Origin of the sequence: Sphaerisporangium flaviroseum (assembly GCF_039537005.1) — a bacterium.
Classification (GTDB): Bacteria; Actinomycetota; Actinomycetes; order Streptosporangiales; family Streptosporangiaceae; genus Sphaerisporangium; species Sphaerisporangium flaviroseum.
In genome coordinates this window covers 17,590-39,703 of record NZ_BAAAZR010000036.1, presented here as the reverse complement: position 1 = coordinate 39,703, position 22,114 = coordinate 17,590, and the positions used below count along the sequence as shown (strand labels likewise).

The 22,114-nt window shown below is 68.1% G+C and carries 16 protein-coding genes and 1 pseudogene; 10 read left to right on the top strand and 7 right to left on the bottom strand.

Annotated elements, in window-relative coordinates:
* Positions 1-48 precede the first annotated feature (48 nt).
* The 3 genes from fxsT to ABD810_RS31650 all read right to left on the bottom strand — a co-directional run bounded on the left by fxsT (position 49) and on the right by ABD810_RS31650 (position 7,843).
* Entirely contained in the window at positions 49-3,960 is a 3,912-nt protein-coding gene (gene fxsT, locus ABD810_RS31660) for an FxSxx-COOH system tetratricopeptide repeat protein (protein WP_344949094.1), read from the bottom strand.
* Positions 3,957-5,234 (bottom strand): TIR-like protein FxsC, encoded by a 1,278-nt coding sequence (locus ABD810_RS31655; protein ID WP_344949091.1) that lies wholly within the window; start codon positions 5,232-5,234, stop codon positions 3,957-3,959. The genes fxsT and ABD810_RS31655 overlap by 4 nt, the downstream gene beginning before the upstream one ends.
* A 236-nt stretch (positions 5,235-5,470) precedes the next feature.
* A complete protein-coding gene (locus ABD810_RS31650) occupies positions 5,471-7,843 on the bottom strand; it encodes an FxsB family cyclophane-forming radical SAM/SPASM peptide maturase (RefSeq protein ID WP_344949088.1) in 2,373 nt (790 codons plus the stop codon).
* Between the two features lie 969 nt (positions 7,844-8,812).
* Between ABD810_RS31650 and ABD810_RS31645 the strand changes: the two genes are divergently transcribed.
* The 3 genes from ABD810_RS31645 (at position 8,813) to ABD810_RS31635 (ending at position 10,656) form a co-directional block, all read left to right on the top strand.
* Positions 8,813-9,694: a DUF4231 domain-containing protein gene (locus ABD810_RS31645; RefSeq protein ID WP_344949085.1), complete on the top strand. Its 882-nt coding sequence runs from the start codon at positions 8,813-8,815 to the stop codon at positions 9,692-9,694.
* A 142-nt stretch (positions 9,695-9,836) separates the two neighbouring features.
* Positions 9,837-10,232, top strand: a complete 396-nt coding sequence (locus ABD810_RS31640; protein ID WP_344949082.1) for a hypothetical protein — start codon at positions 9,837-9,839, stop codon at positions 10,230-10,232.
* Between the two features lie 64 nt (positions 10,233-10,296).
* Complete coding sequence (locus ABD810_RS31635) at positions 10,297-10,656, top strand: VOC family protein (RefSeq protein WP_344949079.1); 360 nt, start codon at positions 10,297-10,299, stop codon at positions 10,654-10,656.
* An 18-nt stretch (positions 10,657-10,674) separates the two neighbouring features.
* Here ABD810_RS31635 and ABD810_RS31630 read toward each other — a convergent pair.
* Positions 10,675-11,131: pseudogene (locus ABD810_RS31630) on the bottom strand (hypothetical protein); the annotation flags it as partial.
* Positions 11,132-11,378: 247 nt separating this feature from the next.
* Here ABD810_RS31630 and ABD810_RS31625 point away from each other — a divergent pair.
* Positions 11,379-12,263 (top strand): DMT family transporter, encoded by an 885-nt coding sequence (locus ABD810_RS31625; RefSeq protein ID WP_344949076.1) that lies wholly within the window; start codon positions 11,379-11,381, stop codon positions 12,261-12,263.
* Here the strand turns inward: ABD810_RS31625 and ABD810_RS31620 are convergent.
* A complete protein-coding gene (locus tag ABD810_RS31620) occupies positions 12,238-13,470 on the bottom strand; it encodes an FAD-dependent monooxygenase (protein WP_344949073.1) in 1,233 nt (410 codons plus the stop codon). The genes ABD810_RS31625 and ABD810_RS31620 overlap by 26 nt on opposite strands.
* Before the next feature lie 91 nt (positions 13,471-13,561).
* On the opposite strand from ABD810_RS31620, the gene ABD810_RS31615 reads away from it, so the two are divergent.
* The 5 genes from ABD810_RS31615 (at position 13,562) to ABD810_RS31595 (ending at position 19,030) form a co-directional block, all read left to right on the top strand.
* Entirely contained in the window at positions 13,562-14,107 is a 546-nt protein-coding gene (locus tag ABD810_RS31615) for a TetR/AcrR family transcriptional regulator (protein ID WP_344949070.1), read from the top strand.
* 410 nt (positions 14,108-14,517) lie between these two features.
* Positions 14,518-15,507 carry a phosphotransferase family protein gene (locus tag ABD810_RS31610; RefSeq protein ID WP_344949067.1) on the top strand — a complete coding sequence of 330 codons (990 nt, stop codon included), beginning with the start codon at positions 14,518-14,520 and terminating at the stop codon, positions 15,505-15,507.
* Positions 15,507-16,718: an acyl-CoA dehydrogenase family protein gene (locus ABD810_RS31605; RefSeq protein WP_344949064.1), complete on the top strand. Its 1,212-nt coding sequence runs from the start codon at positions 15,507-15,509 to the stop codon at positions 16,716-16,718. Before ABD810_RS31610 ends, ABD810_RS31605 begins: the two co-directional genes overlap by 1 nt.
* Before the next feature lie 45 nt (positions 16,719-16,763).
* Entirely contained in the window at positions 16,764-17,936 is a 1,173-nt protein-coding gene (locus ABD810_RS31600) for an acyl-CoA dehydrogenase family protein (protein ID WP_425566991.1), read from the top strand.
* On the top strand, positions 17,933-19,030 hold the full coding sequence (locus ABD810_RS31595; RefSeq protein ID WP_344949057.1) for an acyl-CoA dehydrogenase family protein: 1,098 nt from the start codon (positions 17,933-17,935) through the stop codon (positions 19,028-19,030). The genes ABD810_RS31600 and ABD810_RS31595 overlap by 4 nt, the downstream gene beginning before the upstream one ends.
* A gap of 18 nt (positions 19,031-19,048) precedes the next feature.
* Here the strand turns inward: ABD810_RS31595 and ABD810_RS31590 are convergent, their stop codons facing one another.
* On the bottom strand, positions 19,049-19,693 hold the full coding sequence (locus ABD810_RS31590) for a TetR/AcrR family transcriptional regulator (protein WP_344949308.1): 645 nt from the start codon (positions 19,691-19,693) through the stop codon (positions 19,049-19,051).
* A gap of 223 nt (positions 19,694-19,916) precedes the next feature.
* Here ABD810_RS31590 and ABD810_RS31585 point away from each other — a divergent pair, with 223 nt between their 5' ends.
* Complete coding sequence (locus tag ABD810_RS31585) at positions 19,917-20,681, top strand: nuclease-related domain-containing protein (RefSeq protein ID WP_344949053.1); 765 nt, start codon at positions 19,917-19,919, stop codon at positions 20,679-20,681.
* A 35-nt stretch (positions 20,682-20,716) separates the two neighbouring features.
* Here the strand turns inward: ABD810_RS31585 and ABD810_RS31580 are convergent, their stop codons facing one another.
* Positions 20,717-22,093: a vWA domain-containing protein gene (locus ABD810_RS31580; RefSeq protein ID WP_344949048.1), complete on the bottom strand. Its 1,377-nt coding sequence runs from the start codon at positions 22,091-22,093 to the stop codon at positions 20,717-20,719.
* Positions 22,094-22,114 lie beyond the last annotated feature (21 nt).

The following is a 22,114-nucleotide window of genomic DNA, read 5'->3' as shown; positions in this document are numbered from 1 at the left end:
GCTGGTCACCGGCCTGCCATGGCGGACGAGGGCACAGCGCGCGGCGTGTCACCACTGTTGCGGCTCCAGGTCGCGGTCGATCCTGCGCCATGCCGCCAGGTCCGCGATACGCGGATGGTCGTCACCCAGGGCACGGCTCATCGCCCTGATCACCTGCTCCCGGAGCCGGCGAGCCTCCATCGTCTTCCCGAGAAGGTTCAGCGTCATGGCGAAGTTGGCCTCGCAGACGAGCGTGTCGGGATGCTCGGGGCCGAGAATGCGCGCCAGAGAGGCCTCGGTGTTGCGATCCAGCTCCTCGGCGGCCTCCAGGTCGCCCAGCTCGGCGAGGCAGTTCCCCACGTTGATCGCGCAGGTGAGCGTCAAGGGATGGGATTCTCCGACCCCATTGGAGAGGGCGCGCAGCGTCGTCTCCGCGCGTTCCCGGGCCTCCATGACGGCACCGAGCTTTCGACCGTACGTGGCGATGTTGTTGGCCGCGGCGAGCGTGTCGGGATGGCTCTCGCCAAGGCGTTCGGAGAACTGGAGCATCACGTCGGTCGCGAGCTCGTGGGCGCGTTCGGTATGTCCGATCGTGGCGAGGCAGGTGGCGAGCTCGAGGCGACACGACAGGGTTTCGGGATGGGTGTCGCCGTATCGCTGGACGTAGCGGTCATGCGTGTCCGTGGCCAGGTCGAGGGCCTCCAGCTCCGCACCGGTCCTGCGTAGAGACGTGGCGAGGCTCGTCGCGGTGCGCAACGTATCGATCAAGTCGTCCCCGAGCACCTGGCGATAATGCTCCAGATTCGTACGCAGCATGTCGACTGACTGACCGAGTTGTCCGAGTTCTCGGAGGTCGTGGGCGAGGTTGGCCGTTGTGTGGAGGGTGTACGGATGCATGTCACCGATGACCCGGCGGCGGCGCTCCACGGTCTCCATGTCGAGCTCTCTGGCCTGCCAGAAGTTTCCCGCGAGCCGCAGGCTGACGCCCAGGTTGTGCGCGGCCACGAGCGTGCGTGGTGCGTCCTCGCCGAAGAGTTCCTTGACCCGCTCGTAGGTCTTGTTGTCCACCTCTAAGGCTTCTGGGAAGTTGCCAAGCGCTCTGAGATCGGCGGCCAGCCCGCCCGAGGTCATGAGGGTGTACGGATGGAACTCGCCGAGCTCGCGGTTCTGGTGGGTCAGCACCTGGGTGTCCACGTCGTACGCCTCCGCGTACCTTCCCATCGAGCGCAGAGTGTTGGCCACGTGGAACCGAAGGTGGACGGTCTGCCGGTCGCCCTTGCCCAGTTTGACGTTCCAGGCCTTCTCCAGCATGTTCCCCAGTTCGAGGCTCGCCTCGAAGTCGCCGCGCTTCCACAGGTAGCGCACCCGGTCGATGAGCAGCCTGCGGGTGGCCTCCTCATCGCAGTCGGCGGCGGAGGAGGGCACCAGATGGGGCCAGATCTCCTCGTAGCGAGGCCAGTTCTCAGGATCGTCGGTGTCACCGACACGCGGGCGGGCGGCGACCAGGATGCGATGCACCTCGTGTACGGTCGCCTCCTTCTGGTCGGCGTTCATGCGGTCCTGGACGACGGCCTGGATCAGCCGGTGCACCTGGATGGACTTGTCGGCCTGATCGACCCGGGCCAGGGCGTACCTGCCCAGTTCCCGGATCGCCGGCCCCAGCATCAGCTTCTCGCGCATCGCCTCGTCGTAGGGCACCAGGCAGTCGACCATCGCGTCGACGTAGAGCATGTCCATGGAGATGGGTTCGGGCCCGAAGAAGGCGAGCAGTTCCAGCAGTCGCGCCGATGCCGGCGACCGTCTCCTGAGCCGCTCGAAGGAGAGGTTCCAGGTCGCCGCGACCGGTGTGGGGTAGTCCGGCGGTTGCTCTCCGAGAGAGAGCACCTGGGTCACCTGCTCATCGAGCAGCCCGACATATTGCTCCGGTGGCATCGCCGTCTCTTGGAGCCAGGCGCTCGCCTGCTCGATCGCGAGGGGAAGGTCGCCGAGGGCGTGGGCGACGTTGTCCGCGTCCTTGGGGGTGAGGCCGGAGGCGCGGCGGAGCAGGTGCTCCACGCTTTCCGGACGAGTGAAGACCCCGACCTCGAGAGGAGTGGCGATTCGCGTCCAGGCGGGGTTGCGCGAAGTGATCAGGATGTGCCCTTCCCCGCTGGGCAGGAAGGCCTCGAGCTCGTTGGGGTCGTCCGCGTTGTCGAAGATCAGTAACCACCGTGAATACGGTTTGCCGACGCGCAGTGCCTCTTTCGCCGCCTTGGCGGTCTCAGCGACGGTGTCGGCGGTCCGCACTCCAAGCGCTTCCGCGAGCTCGGCCATCTTCCGATTGACCAGCTCCATGTGTTCGGCGGCGATCCACCAGACCACGTCGTAGTCGGCCATGAACCGGTGGGCGTATTCCAGGGCGACCTGGGTCTTGCCGACACCACCCATCCCATGCAGGGCCTGCGGTCCGTTGACGATTTGGTCGCGCAGCGCGTCCAGGACACTGTTGCGTCCGGTGAAGCCGGCGTTGCGGTTGGGGGCGTTCCACGCGGGAGGCCGGGTACCGGGGAAGCGAGGACCGGTGGCGCCGGTGCTGACGGGGAACTCGGAGAGCTGCTCAAGCCGGTCCAGTCCCCGGAGTAGCGCCTCGGTCGCGTGAGCCTCGTCGAGGCGGGTCAGGTCGATGGCCGGACGCTCGGTCATCAGCTGTGTCAGCCGCACGTCGGCGACCCGCACGGGCACAGGCGGAGCGTGGCCGCCCTGTCCCTCGGCCGTCGCCTCCGAGGTCCAGATGGACTGGCCCCGTGGCGAGCGCATGTAAGCGGCCGACATGACGGCGACGATCCGATTGTAGGGCGGACTCCTATGCGGGATCTCGTCTTCGGCCGGCTCCGGTGCGCTCTCGTTGCGCTGCGTCACGCGGAATCCGGCCCGTCGCAGCACGAAGGCGGTCCAATCGGCCCACATCCGATCCTCTGGCACGTAGCTGAGAAGCAGATCCTCCTTGACCGCCGCCGCCTTGCGCACGAACTTCTCCCGCCACCTAAGGCGAAGGTCCTTCTCCATCGGCGGAATGGAGGCGATTTCCCCACGAGTGATCACGCCGACCAGACGTTCGAAGGCCGAGAGCAGGGAGGTCGGTGACCCGGGAGCGTCACCGAACGCGGCGAGCGTCTCCTCGTACGCGTAGAAGCATACGTACGGGATCTCCACCGCACCCCAGTAATCTCGTGCCTCATCCGGGTTCAGGCCGAGGGGAAATCCGTCGAACCGCCGTTTCGCCAGATCGCGTCCGGCGTCGAGCTTCTGCTTCTCGCCATCGTCGATGCGCATGGGCACGGGAAGAATTCTGATGTTCTGGCCGCTGTAGCGGTCGTTGATGTCGTGGGCGACCGCGGCCGCCCCCTCGATGCTCTGGTCGCTCATCGTGAAGCAGATGACGACGGTGTCGGGAAAGTGCACCGTGCAGATGTCGGCGATGTCGCTCAGACCGGTGCGGCTGTCGATGAGGATGTAGTCGTAGTGCCGTTTCATGTCGGCTTTGAGAGCGTCGAAGAACTGGCCCCCGCCGAGTCGTGTGTAGAAGTTGTCCCAGTCGAAGGCGGACACCAGGGAAGCGTATGAGCGGTCCTGCCGGCCGGCGGAGACGAAATCGAGCGTGCCCTTTCCGGGGAACTCTTCCCAGTTGAGCGAGACGGCGTGCCGCTGGACTTTCGCGTAGTCCAGATGCCAGTCGTCTTCTCGAACGTCCGGGCTCAGCGTCGCAAGCGAGTACTCATTGATCATCTCGATGACGCCGGCGGTTCCGCCCACGGTGTTGGCGTCGAGGAAGGGATGGAAGAATTTGTGGAGGCCGGGCGACTCCAGGTCCCAGTCCAGGACCAGTACTTTCTTACCGTTGCTCGCGAGGATCCACGCCGTGTTGGCGAGGGCCATCGTGCGCCCGGTGCCTCCCTTGTAGGAGTAGAACGTAATGATCTGGCCATCGGGAGCGTCGCTCATGGCGGAGCCTCCGTCTCGTTGCCGCCGGACAGGGGACCTTGCAACCTTGGACGTTCGATCGACGCATGTCCTTTCGGTGGATGCGCCGGAGCATTCCTGAGGTATTGGTTCATAGCGGACCGGGCCATCTCAGGAACCGCTTTACAGAACTGCTCGAATGTGGGAATGCCATCAATAGGAGACCGTTGCGTGGGATGCCCTTCGGTGAGTTTGTGAGGAAGGGCGGCTTCCAGGCACCCCCGAAGTCGAGGCTCCGCCTCGGCGGTCTGCGAGTCCTCCCTGTTCCAGGGCACCATCACGCTGATCCACGGCTTGCCGGACTGGTCGAGGCGGCGCAAGGGTTCGGAGAAGTGGCCGGAGGTGGTGGCCCAGGCGTCCAGCAGAAGTAGTCCCGCGCTCGTCGGCGGGCCCTCGCTGAGCACGTGGTCGTAGTGGTCGTCGAGAGATCCGATCTCCGGCCGGAAGCCGAGATTGCGGACGAGGTCGGCGGTGTGATCGGCCAGAGGTCTGTTCAGGGCGGGCCGGTATGGATTCCACTCGTGCGCACTGTGCCCGTAGTGGTAGGGGTCGCGGCCGTTAGGGAGGGTATCGATATCCGGGGCGACGACGGTGACTTTCAGTCGATGGCCATTAGGCCGTCGGGGGTCGTGCGGACCGAAGGCGCTTTCCAGCGATTTGTAGTCGGCCGGATCGACCGAAGGGAGATTACCCGCGTGCCCGACCTCCACGATTCGACGCGCAAGGTTGTAGACCGCTGTTTCATAGGCTTTCCTGAACTGCCGTAGCTTCATGATTCCGTAAAAGCCGTGCTCGACGTACTGAGGCCCGATGCCCGGTAGGCTGAAGTGAATGTCCTGGGCCGCCTCTGGAAGGGATTCGGTCGGGACCGGCACCCAAATGGCGGGGACGATCATCTCGGTATTTCCCCAGCCGCGCGCTCGATGATGCAGTATGCGCTGCGAGAACGCGGTCCATTCCTTGCCGCACTGATCGCTGTCGAAGTAGCGTCTGGAGTATAGCGGGACGAACACCCGGCAGGTGGCGATGCTTTCGGCGAGTCGTGTCGGCCAATGGCTGCCCGAGTGTAACTCCCGGTCCATGAATCCGGGCTTCGCGCCGTGCCCCAGCCCGCTCATGCCCATCACGTGCTCGCACAGATCGTTGAACAGCTTCTCGACCCATTGATCAGGATCGTAGGGGTCGTTCGGATCATGCTTCGGGGTGTGAGCGTAGCTGAGAAAGAAGTAGGGCCCGCCCTCTGTGTCATCTGACACTCGCAGATGTCACCTCCCCCACAATCCTGCGAGATTCTTGACTATAGGTTTGCACAGTAGGCCGGGCAATGATGAGAGGCAATCAGAACACGAAAATCGCCGCGCCGATTTTTGTTCGGTACGCAAACGGGTGAAACGGCCCGTCATGAAGGAGGGGCCTCTAACACACCCCATCACGGCAGTGGATCCTTCAAGTGACCTGGCGAAAGGACTCGTCGGTCGCGCACCACGCAGAGCTATGAACCGCCGGTGGCTTCGGCGCTGTGTGCGGACCATGCCGCCCTGTGGGCGTCGGCGGCCTGCGCGGCTTCGTTCTCCGCCGCGGTGGGGACATGCTCGGCGAGCCAGGGCTGGACGGTCGCCCGCATGATTCGGACGAACCGTTGTCCGGTATCGGTCAGAGCCGTGGAATTCGCCAACGTATCGATCGCTTCGGCGGTCTGCCCCCGCCAGCGAGCGAACTGGACGGCGGCACGGTGGCCGGCCTCCTGCTTGTCGATCGAACGGCGAACCCGCCAGAAGTCCGTGACCGCGAGATGGGCATAGGTGCCCTGGAGCAACCCTTCGAGAGGGCGAGGGTCCGGACGCCAGGGAGCGTAGTAGAGGCCGGTGTGCTTCGGGTCGTACAGACTGTGGAGATCCAGAACCGCGCCGAGCTTGACGTGCTGGAACTCGTGGATCAGCAGCAACGCGAAGGCTGCCGCGTCGGCCGGAAGGGCGGCGGCGACGGCGCCGAAGGCGTCACGGGCGGTGGAGCTGACGTCGGAGCCGTCGGAGGCGGGGACGAGGGGCATGACGACGTCGAGCCCTTCGGCCAGGCCGGGGGCGTACTTCGGATGATCGCGGACGATGAGGTCCCATGCCTGCGAGAACATGGTCGCCCAGCGTCGCACCTCCCCGTCGCTCAGCCGTGCCGCAGCGGGCCACTGGTGGCAGTCGCGGTAAAGGTCGACGTCGTCCAGCGCCACGGTCATGCCTGACGCGACGAGACGGCGCACCGGGAACCACTCAGGTGTAAGGCCAGGCTCATCGAGATCCACGAGTAGGGTGCGTCCTTCAGCGTGGACGAGGAACCGTCTCTCCCGGGATTCGACGGTGGCCTCGGAGACCTTGCCGACATCGAGACGTCCCAGAGACGGCAGGTAGAGCGCGCCATCACGCACCGGTACCTGAAGAGATGCCGAGATGCCCGCGCGGATGGCGGCGGCCGCGGCGACCGACGGCAGATGGCCGTCGTCGGTGGCGCCGGTAAGGCACTGGACCGCCCACACGCGGACGTAGGGATGCGCGAGCACCGTGTCGAGCACGGAACGCGCGTCGCGGTCGACCAAGGTGAGCAGGCGCCACGCCTCTGCTGACGCCGACGCGCCGCCCACGCTCGCGACAAGGCCGCGGCGCAGGCTCTGCTGTCCCTCGTCGAGGCACTTGACGGCTTCGACTCCGCCGTAGCCCGAGGCCAGCGCGGCGAAGTGCGGCTCAGGCAGGGTGTGCGTGGAGCCGCCCACGGCGCTCACCGCATGCTGGATGTGAGTGATCAGCCGCAGCAGGTCGGCGCAGTAGACGCTGGGGTTCGTGAAGCCGGCCCCCGTGCGGTAGCGATGCGCGTAGAGGCCGCCGCCACACGAGGAGACCACGGGGCACGACCGGCACTCGTCACCGAGCCCGGCCAGACCCGTCTGGCGTCCGGTGATGCCAGGGTGGCGGGCCACGATGTCCAGGGAGTGGCGCTCGACGGTGAAACCGGTGGCGGGGGCACCATCGTAAGCCGTCTTGAGAGAGTCGGCCTGCTCGTATGATCCGTCGGTCTCGATCACTACAAGATCGCTGGGGTCGATGCCGAGCGACTCGGTGAGACTGCCCTTGGTGCCCAGGGTGCGCAGCGCCGAGTCGAAGAGGCGCACCGTCATCGGCCGGCCGTCGGTGATCCACCGGTCGAAGATCTGGACGAGCCATTCGCCGTAAGCGCCGGTCCGGCCGGGTGGAGGCTGGTCCCAGGTGGCATGGGGAAGCAGGAAATCGACACGGGGGGGCTCGAGCTCCGCCAGCGCTTCGTAGACCGCTATGGGGTCGTTGGCGATGTCGATCGTGCACAACAGCCCGGCATAAAGCTCGGGATACCGCTCTCGCAGCAAAGTGATGGCGCGGATCACCTTGTCGTAGCTGCTCCGCCCATTGGCGTACACCCGGTGGCGGTCATTGGCGACGCGGTCGCCGTCGAGGGAAATGCCGACCTTGATGCCGCGCTCGGCGAAAAGATCGCAGAAATGGCTGTCGAGCAGGACGCCGTTGGTGTGGATCTTGAGGTCGAGCTCGCAGATGCCGTCGAGCGCCCGGGCGAGCTCGTCGGCGATGCGACCGAGGCGTTCGCGACCGGCCAGCAGCGGCTCACCGCCGTGCAGGACCACATCGACGCCTGACAGCTCATGTTGCTTCGCATGGTCGGCGATGCGGGCCGCCGACCATGCGATCGTCTGATCGGACATGACCGTGGGCCGGCCCCTCCAGCTCTGATCGGCGTGCTCGTAAACGTAACAGTGGTCACAAGCGAGATCACATCGGCTTGCGACCTTCAGTACGAATTGCCGAAACGGGAGGATGGGGTCGTTCACGGAAGGCGCTTAGATAGACGAGTTGAAAGCGGCGACCTTGACGCCCGGGCTGGACATCTGGAGGTTGTTCTGATCAAGCAGTCCTGCTTCAGCGAATGAACTGAGACTCGCAAGCGGGACTTTCCGCACATCCGCAACACCGCTCGCGGCTCCGGACTTTGTGTCCTTGGTGATCTCGTTCGTCATGGTGCCGCCTATTTAGTCCGGAGTGCTGATTACTACAGGGTACTTAGCTCTCGGCAATCGTCTGGTCACTCAGAGTGCTAGATCGTAGACGGACTCGCCCAGGAAAGAGGAAAACAACGATACGGCAGGCCGGCCCGATGGTGCGGCCCAAACGCCGAAATCGTCGGCGTATTGAATCACATTTTGGGGTAGATAGGGGAGGCCCAGAGACCGTCTTGTGGCTAGATGTTTAAAATTATCCCGTTCATTGCTGCTCGCCCGTTAGTGACACATTTTGGTCTCATGTTGTGCTTTGCGGTATATGTCATGGTGTGCGGAGGGGTGCGGCTTCACGTCGGCTCTGCCGGGCGAGCTCTTGGCGGATGTCTGACCACCTGACATTTGCGGGCCGCCGAGGCGAAGCTCCGATCGCCATCGTCCAGGGCGGGCGTCCTCCGCACGCGGCGCACGTCCGATCTATCTACCTGAGGGGGACATAACACATATGAGCGTTATGTCCGAAATGTAAGTTAGGGAGAGCTTTCGAGTCATGGAGTGGTGTCCGGGGGGAAGCGCTGCCTCCCGGTAGGCCGCTCAGCCTGTATCAAAGATAACCTCTCCCTCGATTTCGGACTTGTCACATTCCTGTGCTGTGTGTCGCTAGGGGACCGTGATGCGTGAGATGTGTAATTAATTGAGTTCTGGAGGGGTCCGGAAATCCATGGTTTCATGAACCTCTCCGATGACCATGACCCACACGCCGGAGCCCTTGACAGCAATTGGATTAGCGGTTCCAGTTGACGCATGGAGGGCAATCCGGAGGCGGGATTTCCGGCGCTCTATCGTGCCGCCGATCAAGGGGCGATCGTGGGGCAGCGCAGATTGCTCACCGCGACCTGTGTTCGCCTCACCTCTTTGGTGATGGCCGCGATATTCGGCTCGTTCACCATCGTGGCCGGCAGCGTGGACGCGTCCGCGATCGTGGCGGCGGGCGGCCTGGCCATGGCACTGGTCACCGAGGTGTACCTCCTCACCGTTCGCCCCGATCGCCAGTGGTACGAAGCCAGGGCGGCGGCCGAGTCCGCGAAGACCCTGGCGTGGCGGTACCTCGTCGGGGGAGAGCCGTTCGGATGTGACGTGAAGGACGACGAGGGCGTGGACCTTCTCCTGCTGCGCAGGTTCTCCGAGATCACCACCGGCATCCACTCGTTCGCCCCCATTCCCACGCTGGAAGAGGAGTGCCAGGTCACGGCCACGATGCGGAGCATTCGGGCGCTCTCGCTGGACGAGCGCAAGCAGCACTACATGAGTGGCCGGATCAACGACCAGCGCGTCTGGTACGTCACCAAGGCCAGGTACCACGAGCGCCGAGGCGCCCAGTGGTCGGTCGCGTTCGCGGCCATGGAGGCGCTGGGGCTGATCGCCGCCGTGTTGAACGCCACCCAGTTGGTGGACCTCGATGTGCCGGGCATCGTGGGTGCCGTGGCCGCGGCCGGGATCGCCTGGTTGCAGACGCGGCAACATCAGCAACTCGCGACCTCGTATTCCATAGCGGCCCTGGAGCTCGGAGATATCGTGTCTCGCGCGGAATGGCCGCGCACCGAGCTCGAGTGGGCACATTTCGTCGACGAGTCGGAGGAGGCCATCTCGCGTGAAACCATGCTGTGGCGAGGTTCTCGTAGCTGAGGGCTGTTCGGCCGCTCGACCCTCCTCCTCTCGTGAGGCCCCGTCGCACGAGGTGGTCCAGCCGCTGCGCGTCGCCGTTTCCGGCCATCGTGGGTTGCCGTCCCAGACGGCCACGCTGGTCCAGAACGCCATACGGAGCACCTTGGCCTCGCATGCCCCTGGGGTGAGGGGAGTCTCCTGCCTGGCCGACGGGGCCGACCAGATCTTCGCGCGGGCGGTGGTCGATCTCGGGGGAACGCTGGAGGCGGTCGTCTGCTCCGAGCGGTACCGGGAGGAGCTTCCCGCCGACACCCACGATGAGTACGACGTGCTCGTGAGGGCGGCCGAGAAGGTCCATCGGCTCCGGTACGTCGAGTCGACCAGCCAGGCGCACATGGAGGGCAGCCTGCTGATGCTCGACCTGGTCGAGGAGCTGTACGCCGTCTGGGACGGGAAGCCCGCCCGTGGCTACGGTGGCACGGCCGACGTCGTGGCGGAGGCGCGCCGGCGGGGCATCAAGGTCCACGTCATCTGGCCGGAGGGCGCTCGCCGTGAATGATCCGTGGAAATCGGTTACCCGTACCTGACAGTGGATGACAGGTACGGGGGCCACGATGGGACTCATGACAACGCAAGCGAAGCTGATAGCGGTGACCATCGACTGTGCCGAGCCGAAGAAGCTCGCCGAGTTCTATTCGCAGATCACCGGGTTCGAGGTCCAGTACGCCGAGGAGGAGTACGCCGGGATCGGTGACGGGACGACCAGCATCTACTTCGGCCGGGTGCCCGACCGTAAGCCCGCGGTGTGGCCGGGGCCGGACAAGCAGTTCCACCTCGACTTCCGGGTGCCGGACGTGGACAAGGCCGTCCAGGAGTACCTGGAGCTCGGCGCCACGAAGCCGGAATTCCAGCCCGGCGACGGCTATACCGTCCTCGCCGACCCCGAGGGCCACCTCTTCTGCGTATGCCCCGAACGATCCTGACCGGCCGGGCCCACAGGCTTAGGTCGCGCCCGGTTCGGGGCGGAGGTTCGTGCGGCGGAGGAGCTGGGCGTTGAGGGCTACGACGATCGTGGACAGGCTCATGAGGATCGCGCCCAGAGCGGGGGAGAGCGTGATCCCCACCGAGGCGAGCACCCCGGCCGCCAGCGGGATCGCGACGACGTTGTAGCCGGTGGCCCAGGCGAGGTGCTGCAGCATCTTGCGGTACGTCGCCTGGGACAGCCGGATCACGCCGACCGCCGACCGCGGATTTGCCGAGCCGGTGCAGCTCCCGTACGGCCTCGCGGGACTCCGGACGGATGGCGTCCTCCAGCGCGATGGCCCCCATGATCCGGTCGTCCACGACCACGTGGAGTACGGCGGCGCCGCGCTTCTTCCACTCCGCCACGTCGAGCTCGCGCAGGCCCGGCTCGCGAAGGAGCGCGGGGCCGCCCACAGCCACGGTGTGCCCGTCGATTGTGTCGTCATTCCCTGGGAAGGGGAGGACGTCATGCCTCCCCGTCAGCCGCTAGTACGTCCGAACAGCCGTCTTCATGCTGTTTGTCCGCGTATGGTGCTGTCAGAGCGTCAGCCCCGGGTCTCTTCGAAATGGTGGGGATTGGCGAACGAGCCACTCGATTTTGTCCCTAAGCTGACGGGGTGCTCCCACTCATGACCTCACCTGTGCTTTTCCTTGCCCTCGTGCTGACGCGGGGCGGTCGGCCATGATCTGGCTCGGCGTCTCGATCGCGCTGGTCGGCGCCTTCGGGTACGCGGGAGGCGCGGCGCTGCAGCAGTACGAGGCCGTCCACGGGGGTGCGAACCTCAAGCTCGTCAGGCGGCCGCGATGGCTGATCGGCGGCGTCATCGGGCTGCTCGGGGCTTCCCTGCACGCGGTCGCGCTGAGCTTCGCGCCGCTGGTGCTGATCCAGCCGGTCAGCGTGGCCACGCTGGTCTTCGCCGTCCCACTGGCGGCGATGCTGCACGGCCGGCGCCCGCACAAGGCCGAGGTGCTCGGCTCGATCGCGGTGGCCGCCGGCTTGCTGGGGCTGATGCTGCTGATCCCGCAGAGCGACACCAAGCCCGTGCTCTCCACCCCGGGCGCGCTGGGCTTCCTGGCGTGCGTGGGCTCGGTGGTCGCGGTCTGCCACCTGCTCGCGCGGCGGGCTCGCGGTTCGGGGAAGGCGTTGCTGCTGTCCATCGGAGCCGGTTCGGTGACCGCGTCGGTGTCCACGTTCGTACGGGTGGTCGGGGGAGGGCTCGGCGGTGACCTGTCGCGGCTGCTCCACTGGTTCACGCTCGCGATCCCGGTGCTGCTGGTCTTCGCCATCGTGCTCCTGCAGAAGTCGTACGCCGTGGGGTACTTCGGCATCGCCTACGCGGGGGTCCAGGTGGTGGACCCCATCACCTCGGTGCTCGCGGGTGTGATCCTGCTCGGCGAGCCGCTGCCCACCGGCATCGGTAACGTGATCCCCGCGATCATCGCGGCGGCGGTGCTGATCGCCGGGACGATCACGCTGGGCCGGCTCACTCCGGACAACTCCCACGCGGTGACGGTTCCGCACCCCGAGATCCCCGTGCCCGTCAGGTCACGGGCGGCCGCCAGGTGAACACGTCCTCGAACTGGCGCAGGGTGACATCGTCCCCAAGGCGCCCGGCGAGCGACATGAGGGTCTCCCTCGCGCGGACGGCGAGCGGGTTCGACCACAGGGTCAGGCGGCAGATGGCCCGCGATCTTCGCATGATCTTCGCCGTACGGTCCAGCCGCGCCGCGGTGTAACCGGAGAGGCCGAGAGCGGACGGGTCGCCGGTCACACTGGTGGGAGAGCCGCCGCCGGCCGCAGTGCCGGAGTCGCCGGTCGCACCGGAGCCGCCGGTCGCACCGGTGCCGGAGGCGTGCGCGGTGACATGGGCCAGCACGACCGCGTCCTCGATGGCCTGGCAGGCGCCCTGTCCCATGTTAGGGGTCATCGCGTGGGCGGCGTCGCCGAGCAGGGCGACCCTGCCCACGTGGAAGGCGGGCAGCGGGGCGGCCAGGCAGAAGACGTCGTGCCTCAGGATGGTCTGCTCCTCCGCCGTGGCGAGCAGCCGGAGGATCGGATCGTGCCAGTCGCCGAACAACCGGATCAACTCGGCCTTCGGTCCGCCGGCGCCCACCTCGCCGCGGGCCGGTGCGGTGGCGTAGCAGTACACCAGCCCGTCGGCCAGCGGCATGATGCCGAAGACCTGGCCGGGACCCCATGTCTCTCCGGCGCGTAGGTCTCCCTCGGGCCGTGGTGCGATCGCCCGCCAGCTCGTCACCCCTGAGTGCACCGGCCCGGGGTGGGCGGGGAACAGCGACCGGCGGACGGCGGACTGGATGCCGTCGGCCGCCACTATCAGGTCGCCGTGCAGGTCGCCCTCGCTGGTGGAGACCCGCCCGGTGTGCGGGTCCACCGCGTGGACGGTGGTGCCGAGCCGCAGGGTCCCCGGCGTGAGCCGGACGGCCAGCAGGCTCACCAAGGTCGCGCGGAGCAGCAGGACCGTGGGGTCGCCGAACCGCGCGAGCGCCGCCTCGGCACTCGTGCGGACGAGCCACCGGCCGTCCGCCCTGCGCAGCCCCGCCTCGCCCTGCATCGCCGCGAGCTTGCGCACGTCGTCGCCCACGCCGATCGTGTCGAGCGCTTTGAGGGCGTTGGGGGCGATGGCGAGGCCCGACCCCACCGGTTCCAGGGACCCGGCCCGCTCGCACACCGTCACCGACCAGCCCTTGAGAGACAGGGCGGCCGCGGCGGTCAGGCCGCCGATCCCCCCACCGATCACTACCGCATGGGACATGAGCCTCTCCTTCACTACACCTGTAGTTAGCGTACTACACGTGTAGTCTGGGCCCATGCGCAGGGAGGAGCTAATCGCGGAGGCGGCGATAATGTTGCTGGTCGAGAGGGGGATGCGCGGCCTCACCCACCGCGCGGTGGACGAGGCCGCCGGGCTGCCACTGGGCTCGACGTCCAACATCGCGCGCACCCGGGCGGCCCTCCTGGCGCTGACGCTCGCGCGCCTCACCGCCCTCGAAGAGCGGTCCTTCGCCGCCGTGCCCGCCGGTGGCGGAGTGAACACGCCGGACGAGCTCGCCGACCTGATGACCGGGCTGCTGCATGTCCAGCTCACCGAGGGGCGCCGCACCACCCTCGCCCGGTACGAGCTGGCCCTGGAAGCCACTCGCCGCCCCGAGCTGCGGAAGGTCTACGACGAGGCCGGCCGCCGCTTCCGGGAGGTGGCCATCGGGGTGCTGGCCGCAGCGGGCTCTCCCGATCCGGTACGCCACGGCAGGCAGCTCGTGGCCTTCGGAGAAGGGGTGATCTTCGACGCCGTGGCGGGCGCCGGCACCGTCCCCAGTACGGAAGAGCTCAGGAGCGGAATGCGCGAACTCCTCCACGGCATGCTCGACGGACTACCGGGCCGCCCGCCGTAACGGCGGCGCCGGCATCGCCGTACCGCACCTCGCCGACCCGGCGCCGGATGGAGAACACCACGGGCGGTGGATGGATCGGCGACCTGGCGCTGGATGACGGCACCTGGCGCGACACCGCCTACTTCAGCATCCTCGACAACGAATGGCCCCCACGAAAACACCACCTGGGATCTTCGCGGTCATGCGCAGAAGTGTCGCCGGTGACGTGGCCTGGCCGGCAGGGCCACTGCGCTCTCGTTCACGGCGACCACTCCAGCGCCGGGGCCACGCTCGGTAAGCTCCGGGACGGAGCGATGTTTCCGGAGAACGGCAGCCGGCCGCCCGAGCCGATCGTCAGGCGGCGGCGGGCCGGTCGACAGGCATACCGTCCGGTCGGTACGCTCCAAGGACTGGGACGACTGGGGAGCGCGATGCCCGCACATATCGAGACCAGCCCGCCGGGTCTTGACCTCGAACGCCTGAAGGATCATCTCGGCAAGCACGGGCTCGCCGAAGGCCCGCTGGCGGCCGAGGTGATCCATGGAGGCAAGTCGAACCTGACCTATCTCGTGCGAGACGGCGAGCACAGGTTCGTCGTACGCCGCCCGCCGCTCGGGCACGTGCTGGCGACGGCGCACGACATGGGCCGGGAGTACCGCGTGATGACGGCGCTGCGGGACACCGGCGTGCCCGTGCCCCGCACCTACCACCTCTGCGACGATCCCGACGTGGTCGGGGCGCCCTTCTACGTCATGGAGTACGTCGAGGGCGGCCAGCCACCGGCGACTCCCGAGATCGAGGCGGACCTCACCGACATCCTCGCCAGGCTCCACGACCTGGACCCGGTCGCCGTCGGCCTGGCCGACTTCGGCCGCCCGGAAGGCTTCCTGGAGCGCCAGGTCAAGCGCTGGAAGCGGCAGCTCGACGCCTCCCGCAGCCGGGACCTGCCCGACATCGACGACCTGTTCGCCCGCCTGGCCGCGGCCGTACCGGTGACGCAGCGGCACACGATCGTGCACGGCGACTTCAAGCTGGGCAACACGCTGATCGCCGACGGCGAGGTGCGGGCCGTGCTCGACTGGGAGATGTCCACCCTCGGGGATCCCCTGACCGACCTCGCCCTGTTCCTGCTCTACGCCAACTTCGCCACCACGCTGGACACCGGCCGGGTGTCCGAGACCGATGGGCATACGCCGATCACCGAGCTGGCCGCGCGCTACGCCCAGGGCACCGGCCTCGACGTCTCCCGCCTGGGCTGGTACATCGGCCTGGCCTGCTTCAAGCTCGCGGTCATCTCCGAGGGCATCCACTTCCGCTATACGCAGGGTCTGACGGTCGGAGCCGGTTTCGACGACATCGGCGAGCACGTCGCGCCGCTCGTGACCCACGGGCTGCACGCACTGGAGTCACTGGAGGGCTGATGGATTTCGCGTTCGACACCACGACCGAGGAACTGCGCAAGCGGCTGGTCGAATTCATGGACGAGTGTGTGTACCCCGCGGAGGAGGCCTTCGAGGAGCAGGCGGCCGAGAGCGGCTGGAGCATCCCGCCGCTGATGGAGGATCTCAAGGACGAGGCACGCAGGCGCGGCCTGTGGAACCTCTTCCTGCCGGGCGAGCACGGCGCCGGCCTGACGAACCTGCAGTACGCCCCGCTGGCCGAGATCATGGGACGTAGCCCGCGCATCGCGCCGACCGCCACGAACTGCGCCGCCCCGGACACCGGCAACATGGAGGTCCTCTCCATGTTCGGCGACGAGTGGCAGCGCAGGACCTGGCTGGAGCCGCTGCTCAAGGGCGAGATCAGGTCGGCCTTCGCGATGACGGAGCCGGACGTCGCCTCCTCCGACGCGACCAACATCTCCACCTCGATCGTGCGTGACGGTGGCGAGTACGTCATCAACGGGCGCAAGTGGTTCGCCTCCGGCGCGATGAACCCGAAGTGCGCGATCTTCATCGTGATGGGCAAGACCTCCCAGGACGGTTCCGCACACCGGCAGCAGAGCATGGTGCTCGTGCCGCGTGACACCCCGGGGCTGACCGTCAAGCGCGGCATGCACGTCTTCGGATACAGCGACGCCGACCATGGCGGCCACGCCGAGTTGATCTTCCAGGACGTCCGCGTCCCGGTGGACAACCTGATCGGCGAGGAGGGCGGCGGGTTCGGCATCGCCCAGGCGCGCCTCGGGCCCGGCCGCATCCACCACTGCATGCGGCTGATCGGCATGGCCGAGCGCGCGATCGAGCTGATGTGCACGCGTGCCCTGTCCCGTACGACGTTCGGCAAGCCGGTCGCACAGCAGGGCGTGGTCCAGGACTGGATCGCGGAGTCGCGCGTCAAGGTGGAGCAGCTCCGCCTGCTGGTGCTCAAGACCGCCTGGCTGATGGACACCGTCGGCAACCGCGGGGCGCACACCGAGATCCAGGCCATCAAGATCGCCACCCCGCAGGCGGTGGAGTGGATCCTCGACAAGGCCATCCAGGTCCACGGGGCGGGCGGCGTCAGCCAGGACTTCCCGCTCGCGGGCCTGTGGGCGGGAGCTCGTACGCTGCGGCTCGCCGACGGGCCGGACGAGGTGCACAAGCGGTCGCTCGCGTACCGCGAGCTCAAGAAGCACATGCCCACCGGCTGACACGCCCGGCCGGGCCAGAGCGACTCGAAGGGGATTTTCGTGACAGTGGATGAGGCGGCGCTCAAGGAACGGGCCCGCGCGTTCCTCGCGGAGCACGATCCGGCGGCGACGGAACCGCTCGGCTTCCTGCGGGCACGGTTCGACGCCGGGCTGGCCTGGGTGCACTTCCCCGAGGGCCTCGGCGGTCTCGGCGCGCCCCGCGAGCTGCAGAACGTCGTGGAGCAGGAGCTCGCGGGCACGCCCCAGGTGGACGTGGGCAAGATGGCCATCGGCCTCGGCATGGCGGCGCCGACGATCCTCATCTTCGGCACCGAGGAGCAGAAGAAGCGCTTCCTGCGGCCGTTGTGGACCGGGGAAGAGGTCTGGTGCCAGCTCTTCAGCGAGCCCGGCGCCGGATCGGATCTGGCGACCCTCGCCACCCGTGCCGTACGCGACGGCGACGAGTGGGTCGTGGACGGGCAGAAGGTGTGGACCTCCGGCGCCCACCACGCACGCTGGGCCATCCTCGTGGCCCGCACCGATCCCGACGTGCCCAAGCACGCCGGCCTGACGTACTTCGTCTGCGACATGCACGCTCCGGGCGTCGAGGTCCGCCCGTTGCGGCAGATCACCGGCGAGGCGGAGTTCAACGAGGTCTTCCTCACCGGCGTGCGGCTGCCCGACTCGCTCCGGCTCGGCGAGGTGGGCGACGGCTGGCGGGTCGCCCAGACCACCCTGATGAACGAGCGGGTCGCCATCGGCGGTGCGCCGGTGCGGCGCGGGGGAGGCGTGATGGGCGCGGTCGCCGACACCTGGCGGCAGCGGCCCGAGATCCGCACCCACGACCTGCACCAGCGCCTCCTGCAGTACTGGGTGGAGGCCGAGGTCACCCGGCTCGCCGGGGTACGGCTGCGCCAGCAGCTCGCCGCCGGGGTCCCCGGGCCTGAGGGGTCGGGGATGAAGCTGGCCTTCGCCCGCCTGAACCAGGTGCTGTCCGGCCTCGACGTGGAGATGCGCCGCGAGGAGGGGCTCGCGTACGACGAGTGGACCTTCCGGCGGTCGGACTCCGTCGACTTCTTCGGACGCGGGACCGGCTACCGCTACCTGCGGGCCAAGGGCAACTCGATCGAGGGCGGGACCTCCGAGATCCTGCGCAACATCATCGCCGAGCGGGTGCTCGGCCTGCCCTCCGAACCCCGCGTCGACAAGAACGTCCCCTGGAAGGACCTCCCGCGATGACACTCCTGTACTCCGAGATCGAGGAGGAACTGCGGGCGGCGGTCCGTGACCTGCTGGCCGACCGCTACCCCCCGGCCACGGTGCTCGCGAGGATCGAGAGCACCTCGCCGTACGACGCCGACCTGTGGAAGGCGCTGGCCCGGGACATCGGGGCGGCCGGGTTGCTGATCCCCGAGGAGCTGGGCGGCGCGGGCGCGTCGGCGCGGGAGGCGGCGGTCGTGCTGGAGGAGCTCGGCCGGGCGGTCACTCCCGTGCCGTTCCTCACCAGCGCCGTCCTCGCGACGCAGGCGCTGGTGAGCGCGGACACCGACGCCGCACGGGAGCTTCTCACGGCCTTGGCCGCCGGGGAGACCACGGCCGCGCTCGCGGTGTCGTTCGCCGCCTCGCCGCACGTGCCCGAGACCTCTGGATCCGCCGCGGTCACGGCGGAAGGCGGGACGCTGAGCGGGCGGGTCACCGCGGTCGCCGGCGCGGAGGTCGCCGACGTGTTCATCGTCCCGGCCTCGGGGGCGCTGCACGCCGTCGACGCCGCCCATGTGACCGTCGAGCCGATCGTCTCCCTCGACCTCACCCGGCCGATCTCCACCGTCACCTTCACCGGCGCACCGGCCCGGCAGGTCTCCGCCGGCCTCGCGCCGTTGCGCGCGGCGCTGGAGCTCGGCGCGGGGCTGCTCGCGTCCGAACAGCTCGGGGTGGCGGAGTGGTGCCTCACCACGACGGTCTCCTACGTCAAGGAGCGGCACCAGTTCGCCCGGCCCGTCGGCTCCTTCCAGGCGCTGAAGCACCGGCTCGCCGACCTGTGGATGGAGATCGTCCAGGCCAGGGCCGCCGCGCGCAACGCCGCGGACGCGCTCGCGTCCGGTACGGACACCGCCACGGCGGTCGCGGTCGCGCAGGCGTGGTGCGGGTCGGTCGCCGTCCACGCGGCGGAGGAATGCCTGCAGCTGCACGGAGGCATCGGGATGACCTGGGAGCACCCCCTCCATCTCTATCTGAAGCGGGCCAAGGCCGACGAGATCGCGCTCGGCACGCCGGGCGACCACCGCCAGGCGCTCGCGCGGCTCGCCGATCTGCCCGGCCCGCTCGCCTCCTGACGCGTCGCGTCGCGTCCGTCAGCGGCGTAGCGAGGCGAGGAGCAGGTCGGCGAAGTGCCGCCCGACGGCCGTTCCCGAGAGGCGGCCGTCGGTGTGGTACCAGGTGCCCAGGTGGTGGACCGAGCCGAAGAAGAAGTCGACCACGAGGTCGGCCGGCACGTCGTCGCGGAAGACCTGGGCGCGCTGGCCCTCGACCAGCAGGTCGCGGAAGCGCTCGTGGTAGCGGCGGCGCTCCGCTCGCACGGCCTTCTGGGTCTCCGGCGCGAGCTGGTGCATCGACCGAAAGAAGATCTTGGAGTCGTCGAGGTTCTCGACCGTGGTGGCGATCACGTCGACGGCGGCCGCGTGCACGCGGTCGGTCACCGGGCCCGGCGCGTCCGCGAACCTTTCGAGCCGCTCGATCTGCAGGCGGAGCACGCGGGCGTAGATCTCGCGCAGCAGGTCGTCCTTTGAGTCGAAATAGTGGTACATCGCGCCCTTGGTCACCCCTGCGGCGGACACGATCTCCTGGACCGAAGTGCTCTCGAAGCCCTTCTCGGCGAACAGGCGGGTGGCCTCGGCCAGCAACCTGCGGCGTACCGGCTCGTCCTTGGCCGAGGGCGACTTCACGCCGGAGCTGTCGTCGCCTGTGGTGGCCGGTTGCCGGACCTCGTTGCGCGCCATCACGCACGCCTCCCCTACGTTGATGCCCCTCAGCATACCGACTGGTCGGTTAACGCATTGTGACATCCGTCTTCCCGAATGCTCAGTTACGCCTCCCAGCGTGGTTTCGCCACGCCGACCCTGTGTCGTGGATGGGTTAGTTACGTAACCTTGATGAAGCTGGAGCCCCGGGTTGGGTATTCCACAAGGTAATCGACTGAGCCCGAAATCGTGGGGGTTTCCGGTGCCCAATGGGTCCATCTATGTGCCGCAGGACGACAAGTACAAGTGGGGCTCACCGTCGGTGATGTACGAGCTCCGCTGGCGCGAGACCAGGTCGGAGCGCCGTCGCCGGCGTCATGTGATGGCGGGAGCCGGGTTCGTCCTCATCACCGCGCTCGCCCTCTACCGCTCACTGCCGATGCCCTTCCTCATCGGCCTGCTCGGAGGCGGCGCGGTCTGGGTCGTCGACGCGTTCATCTCCTGGCGCATGTTCGCGGCCACGGCCGTCTGGCGCGGGAAGCGGAGCGGAGCGGCCCGGACCGGACGCCTGTTGCGCCGGGCGCTCGGCAAGCACGGCTACCGCGTGCTCGACGGCCGTGCCGTACCAGGCAAGGCGTCCATCGACCACCTGGTCATCGGCCCGGGCGGGGTGTGGATCGTCGACAACGAGGCATGGCACCCCGACACCTACATCGCGGCCTACGGAGGCAAGCTGTTCTTCGGCGAGAGGTCCGGCACATCCGTGGCCAAGCCGCTCGTGGACGCGGCCGCGTCGATGGGCGAGCTGCTGTCGCGAGAGTCCGGCATCCCCGTCGACATCTCACCGCTGCTCGTCGTCCACGGCGGTCACGTCAAGACCACGGTCGTGCACGCCGAGGGGCTGACGCTGTTCCTGCCCCGCAAGGCGGCGCGGTGGATCCTCGGCGACGCGTACGCCGCGCTGAGCGAGGAGCAGGTCGAGGTCCTGGCCCGTACGGCCGCGCGGATCCTGCGCCGGATGACGTAGCGGCGCGGCCTCGCCTTCCCCCGTGGGGGCACCGGCTAGGCCAGCTCCTCGATGAAGGCGGCGAGCTGGGCGACGTTCCGGCATTCGTGCATCGCGACCACGCCGCCGTACGCGGTCGCGACCGAGTCTCCGGTGTCCCACTGGGCCCTCGGCTCCGGGTTGAGCCAGTACGCGTGCCTGGCCTCGCCGGCGAGCCGCTTCAGCGTGGCCAGCTCGGGACGCTGGTAGTTCGAGCGGGCGTCGCCGAGGATCAGCAGCGACGTCTTCGGGCCGATGGCGTCCCCGTACTTCTCGGCGAACTTCTCGAACGAGTGCCCGTAGTCGCTGCGCCCGAAGCGGGTGATGTCGGCTTCCTTGGTCATCCGGGTGATCGCGTCCACGACGTCGATGCCCGGCGCGAAGAACCGGCTGATCTCGTCCACCGTGTCCACGAAGGCGAACGCGCGGACCTTGGTGAACTGCTCGCGCAACGCGTAGGTGAGCAGCAGCGTGAAGTGCGAGAACGTGGACACCGAATCGCTGGCGTCGCACAGCACGACCAGCTCGGGCTTGTGCGGGCGGCGCGGCCTCATGTGGGTGACCATCGGCACGCCTCCGGTGCTCAGCGAGGCCCTGACCGTACGCCGGAAGTCCAGCCGGCCGCGCCGGCCCAGCCGCTGCTTGATCGTCAGCCGGGTGGCCAGGCGCCGCGCCAGCGGGTAGACCTCGCGGCGCAGCGCCGCCAGGTCGGCCTTGGTGACCCGCAGGAAGTCGATCTGGTCGACGGGTGGCTTCACCGCCGACCTGGCGATCTTCTCCACGCCGGAGTCCTCGGCGATCCTCCGGCGGACGTCCGAGGCCACGGCGCTCTCGAAGCCGGCGATGTTGTCGGTGAGCCGGCGCCGGGCCACCTTCTCCGCCAGCCCACCCCGCTCCTGGCCGAGCAGCGCCTCGTTGAGCATCCTGGCCATCAGCGTGCCGGCGGACAGGGCGCGCAGCACGGAGTAGGAGAACCAGTTCTGGCGTCCCGGACCGGCGGGCTGGCGGCCGAACCGCTCGACCATCGCCCGGACGAACTCGCCGAACGCGGGGTCGCCCACCGCGCCCGCGTCGCCCAGCAGCAGCTCGGCCAGCCGCTCCCGCAACCGGGGGACCTCCGCGTGTTCGAGGTCCAGGTCCCGCCCATCCGAGGTCGCCGCGCGCAGGCCGCTGGTCACGGGCGGGAACCACAGATCGAAGAGCGCGTCGAAGCCCGGGCGGTGCATGGGCCGCTTGACCAGCGTCGCGGCGTACGCCTCGCGGAGCGTCTCACGGTCGGTGAGCTCGATCACCTCCAGCGCGCGGGCGGCGTCCAGCCCTTCGGCCAGCGACACCGGCAACCCGGCACGGCGCAGCGCGTCCACGAACGCCACATGCCTGTCGAGCAGTGCCACGGCCCCTCCTCCAGCCTCGTC

What these genes read in the sequence shown, in the direction of transcription:
- fxsT (WP_344949094.1), bottom strand. Translation starts at nt 3,960, where the DNA reads ATGAGCGACGCTCCCGATGGCCAGATCATTACGTTCTACTCCTACAAG.
- ABD810_RS31645 (WP_344949085.1), top strand. Translation starts at nt 8,813, where the DNA reads ATGGAGGGCAATCCGGAGGCGGGATTTCCGGCGCTCTATCGTGCCGCC.
- ABD810_RS31635 (WP_344949079.1), top strand. Translation starts at nt 10,297, where the DNA reads ATGACAACGCAAGCGAAGCTGATAGCGGTGACCATCGACTGTGCCGAG.
- ABD810_RS31625 (WP_344949076.1), top strand. Translation starts at nt 11,379, where the DNA reads ATGATCTGGCTCGGCGTCTCGATCGCGCTGGTCGGCGCCTTCGGGTAC.
- ABD810_RS31620 (WP_344949073.1), bottom strand. Translation starts at nt 13,470, where the DNA reads ATGTCCCATGCGGTAGTGATCGGTGGGGGGATCGGCGGCCTGACCGCC.
- ABD810_RS31615 (WP_344949070.1), top strand. Translation starts at nt 13,562, where the DNA reads ATGTTGCTGGTCGAGAGGGGGATGCGCGGCCTCACCCACCGCGCGGTG.
- ABD810_RS31610 (WP_344949067.1), top strand. Translation starts at nt 14,518, where the DNA reads ATGCCCGCACATATCGAGACCAGCCCGCCGGGTCTTGACCTCGAACGC.
- ABD810_RS31605 (WP_344949064.1), top strand. Translation starts at nt 15,507, where the DNA reads ATGGATTTCGCGTTCGACACCACGACCGAGGAACTGCGCAAGCGGCTG.
- ABD810_RS31595 (WP_344949057.1), top strand. Translation starts at nt 17,933, where the DNA reads ATGACACTCCTGTACTCCGAGATCGAGGAGGAACTGCGGGCGGCGGTC.
- ABD810_RS31590 (WP_344949308.1), bottom strand. Translation starts at nt 19,693, where the DNA reads ATGGCGCGCAACGAGGTCCGGCAACCGGCCACCACAGGCGACGACAGC.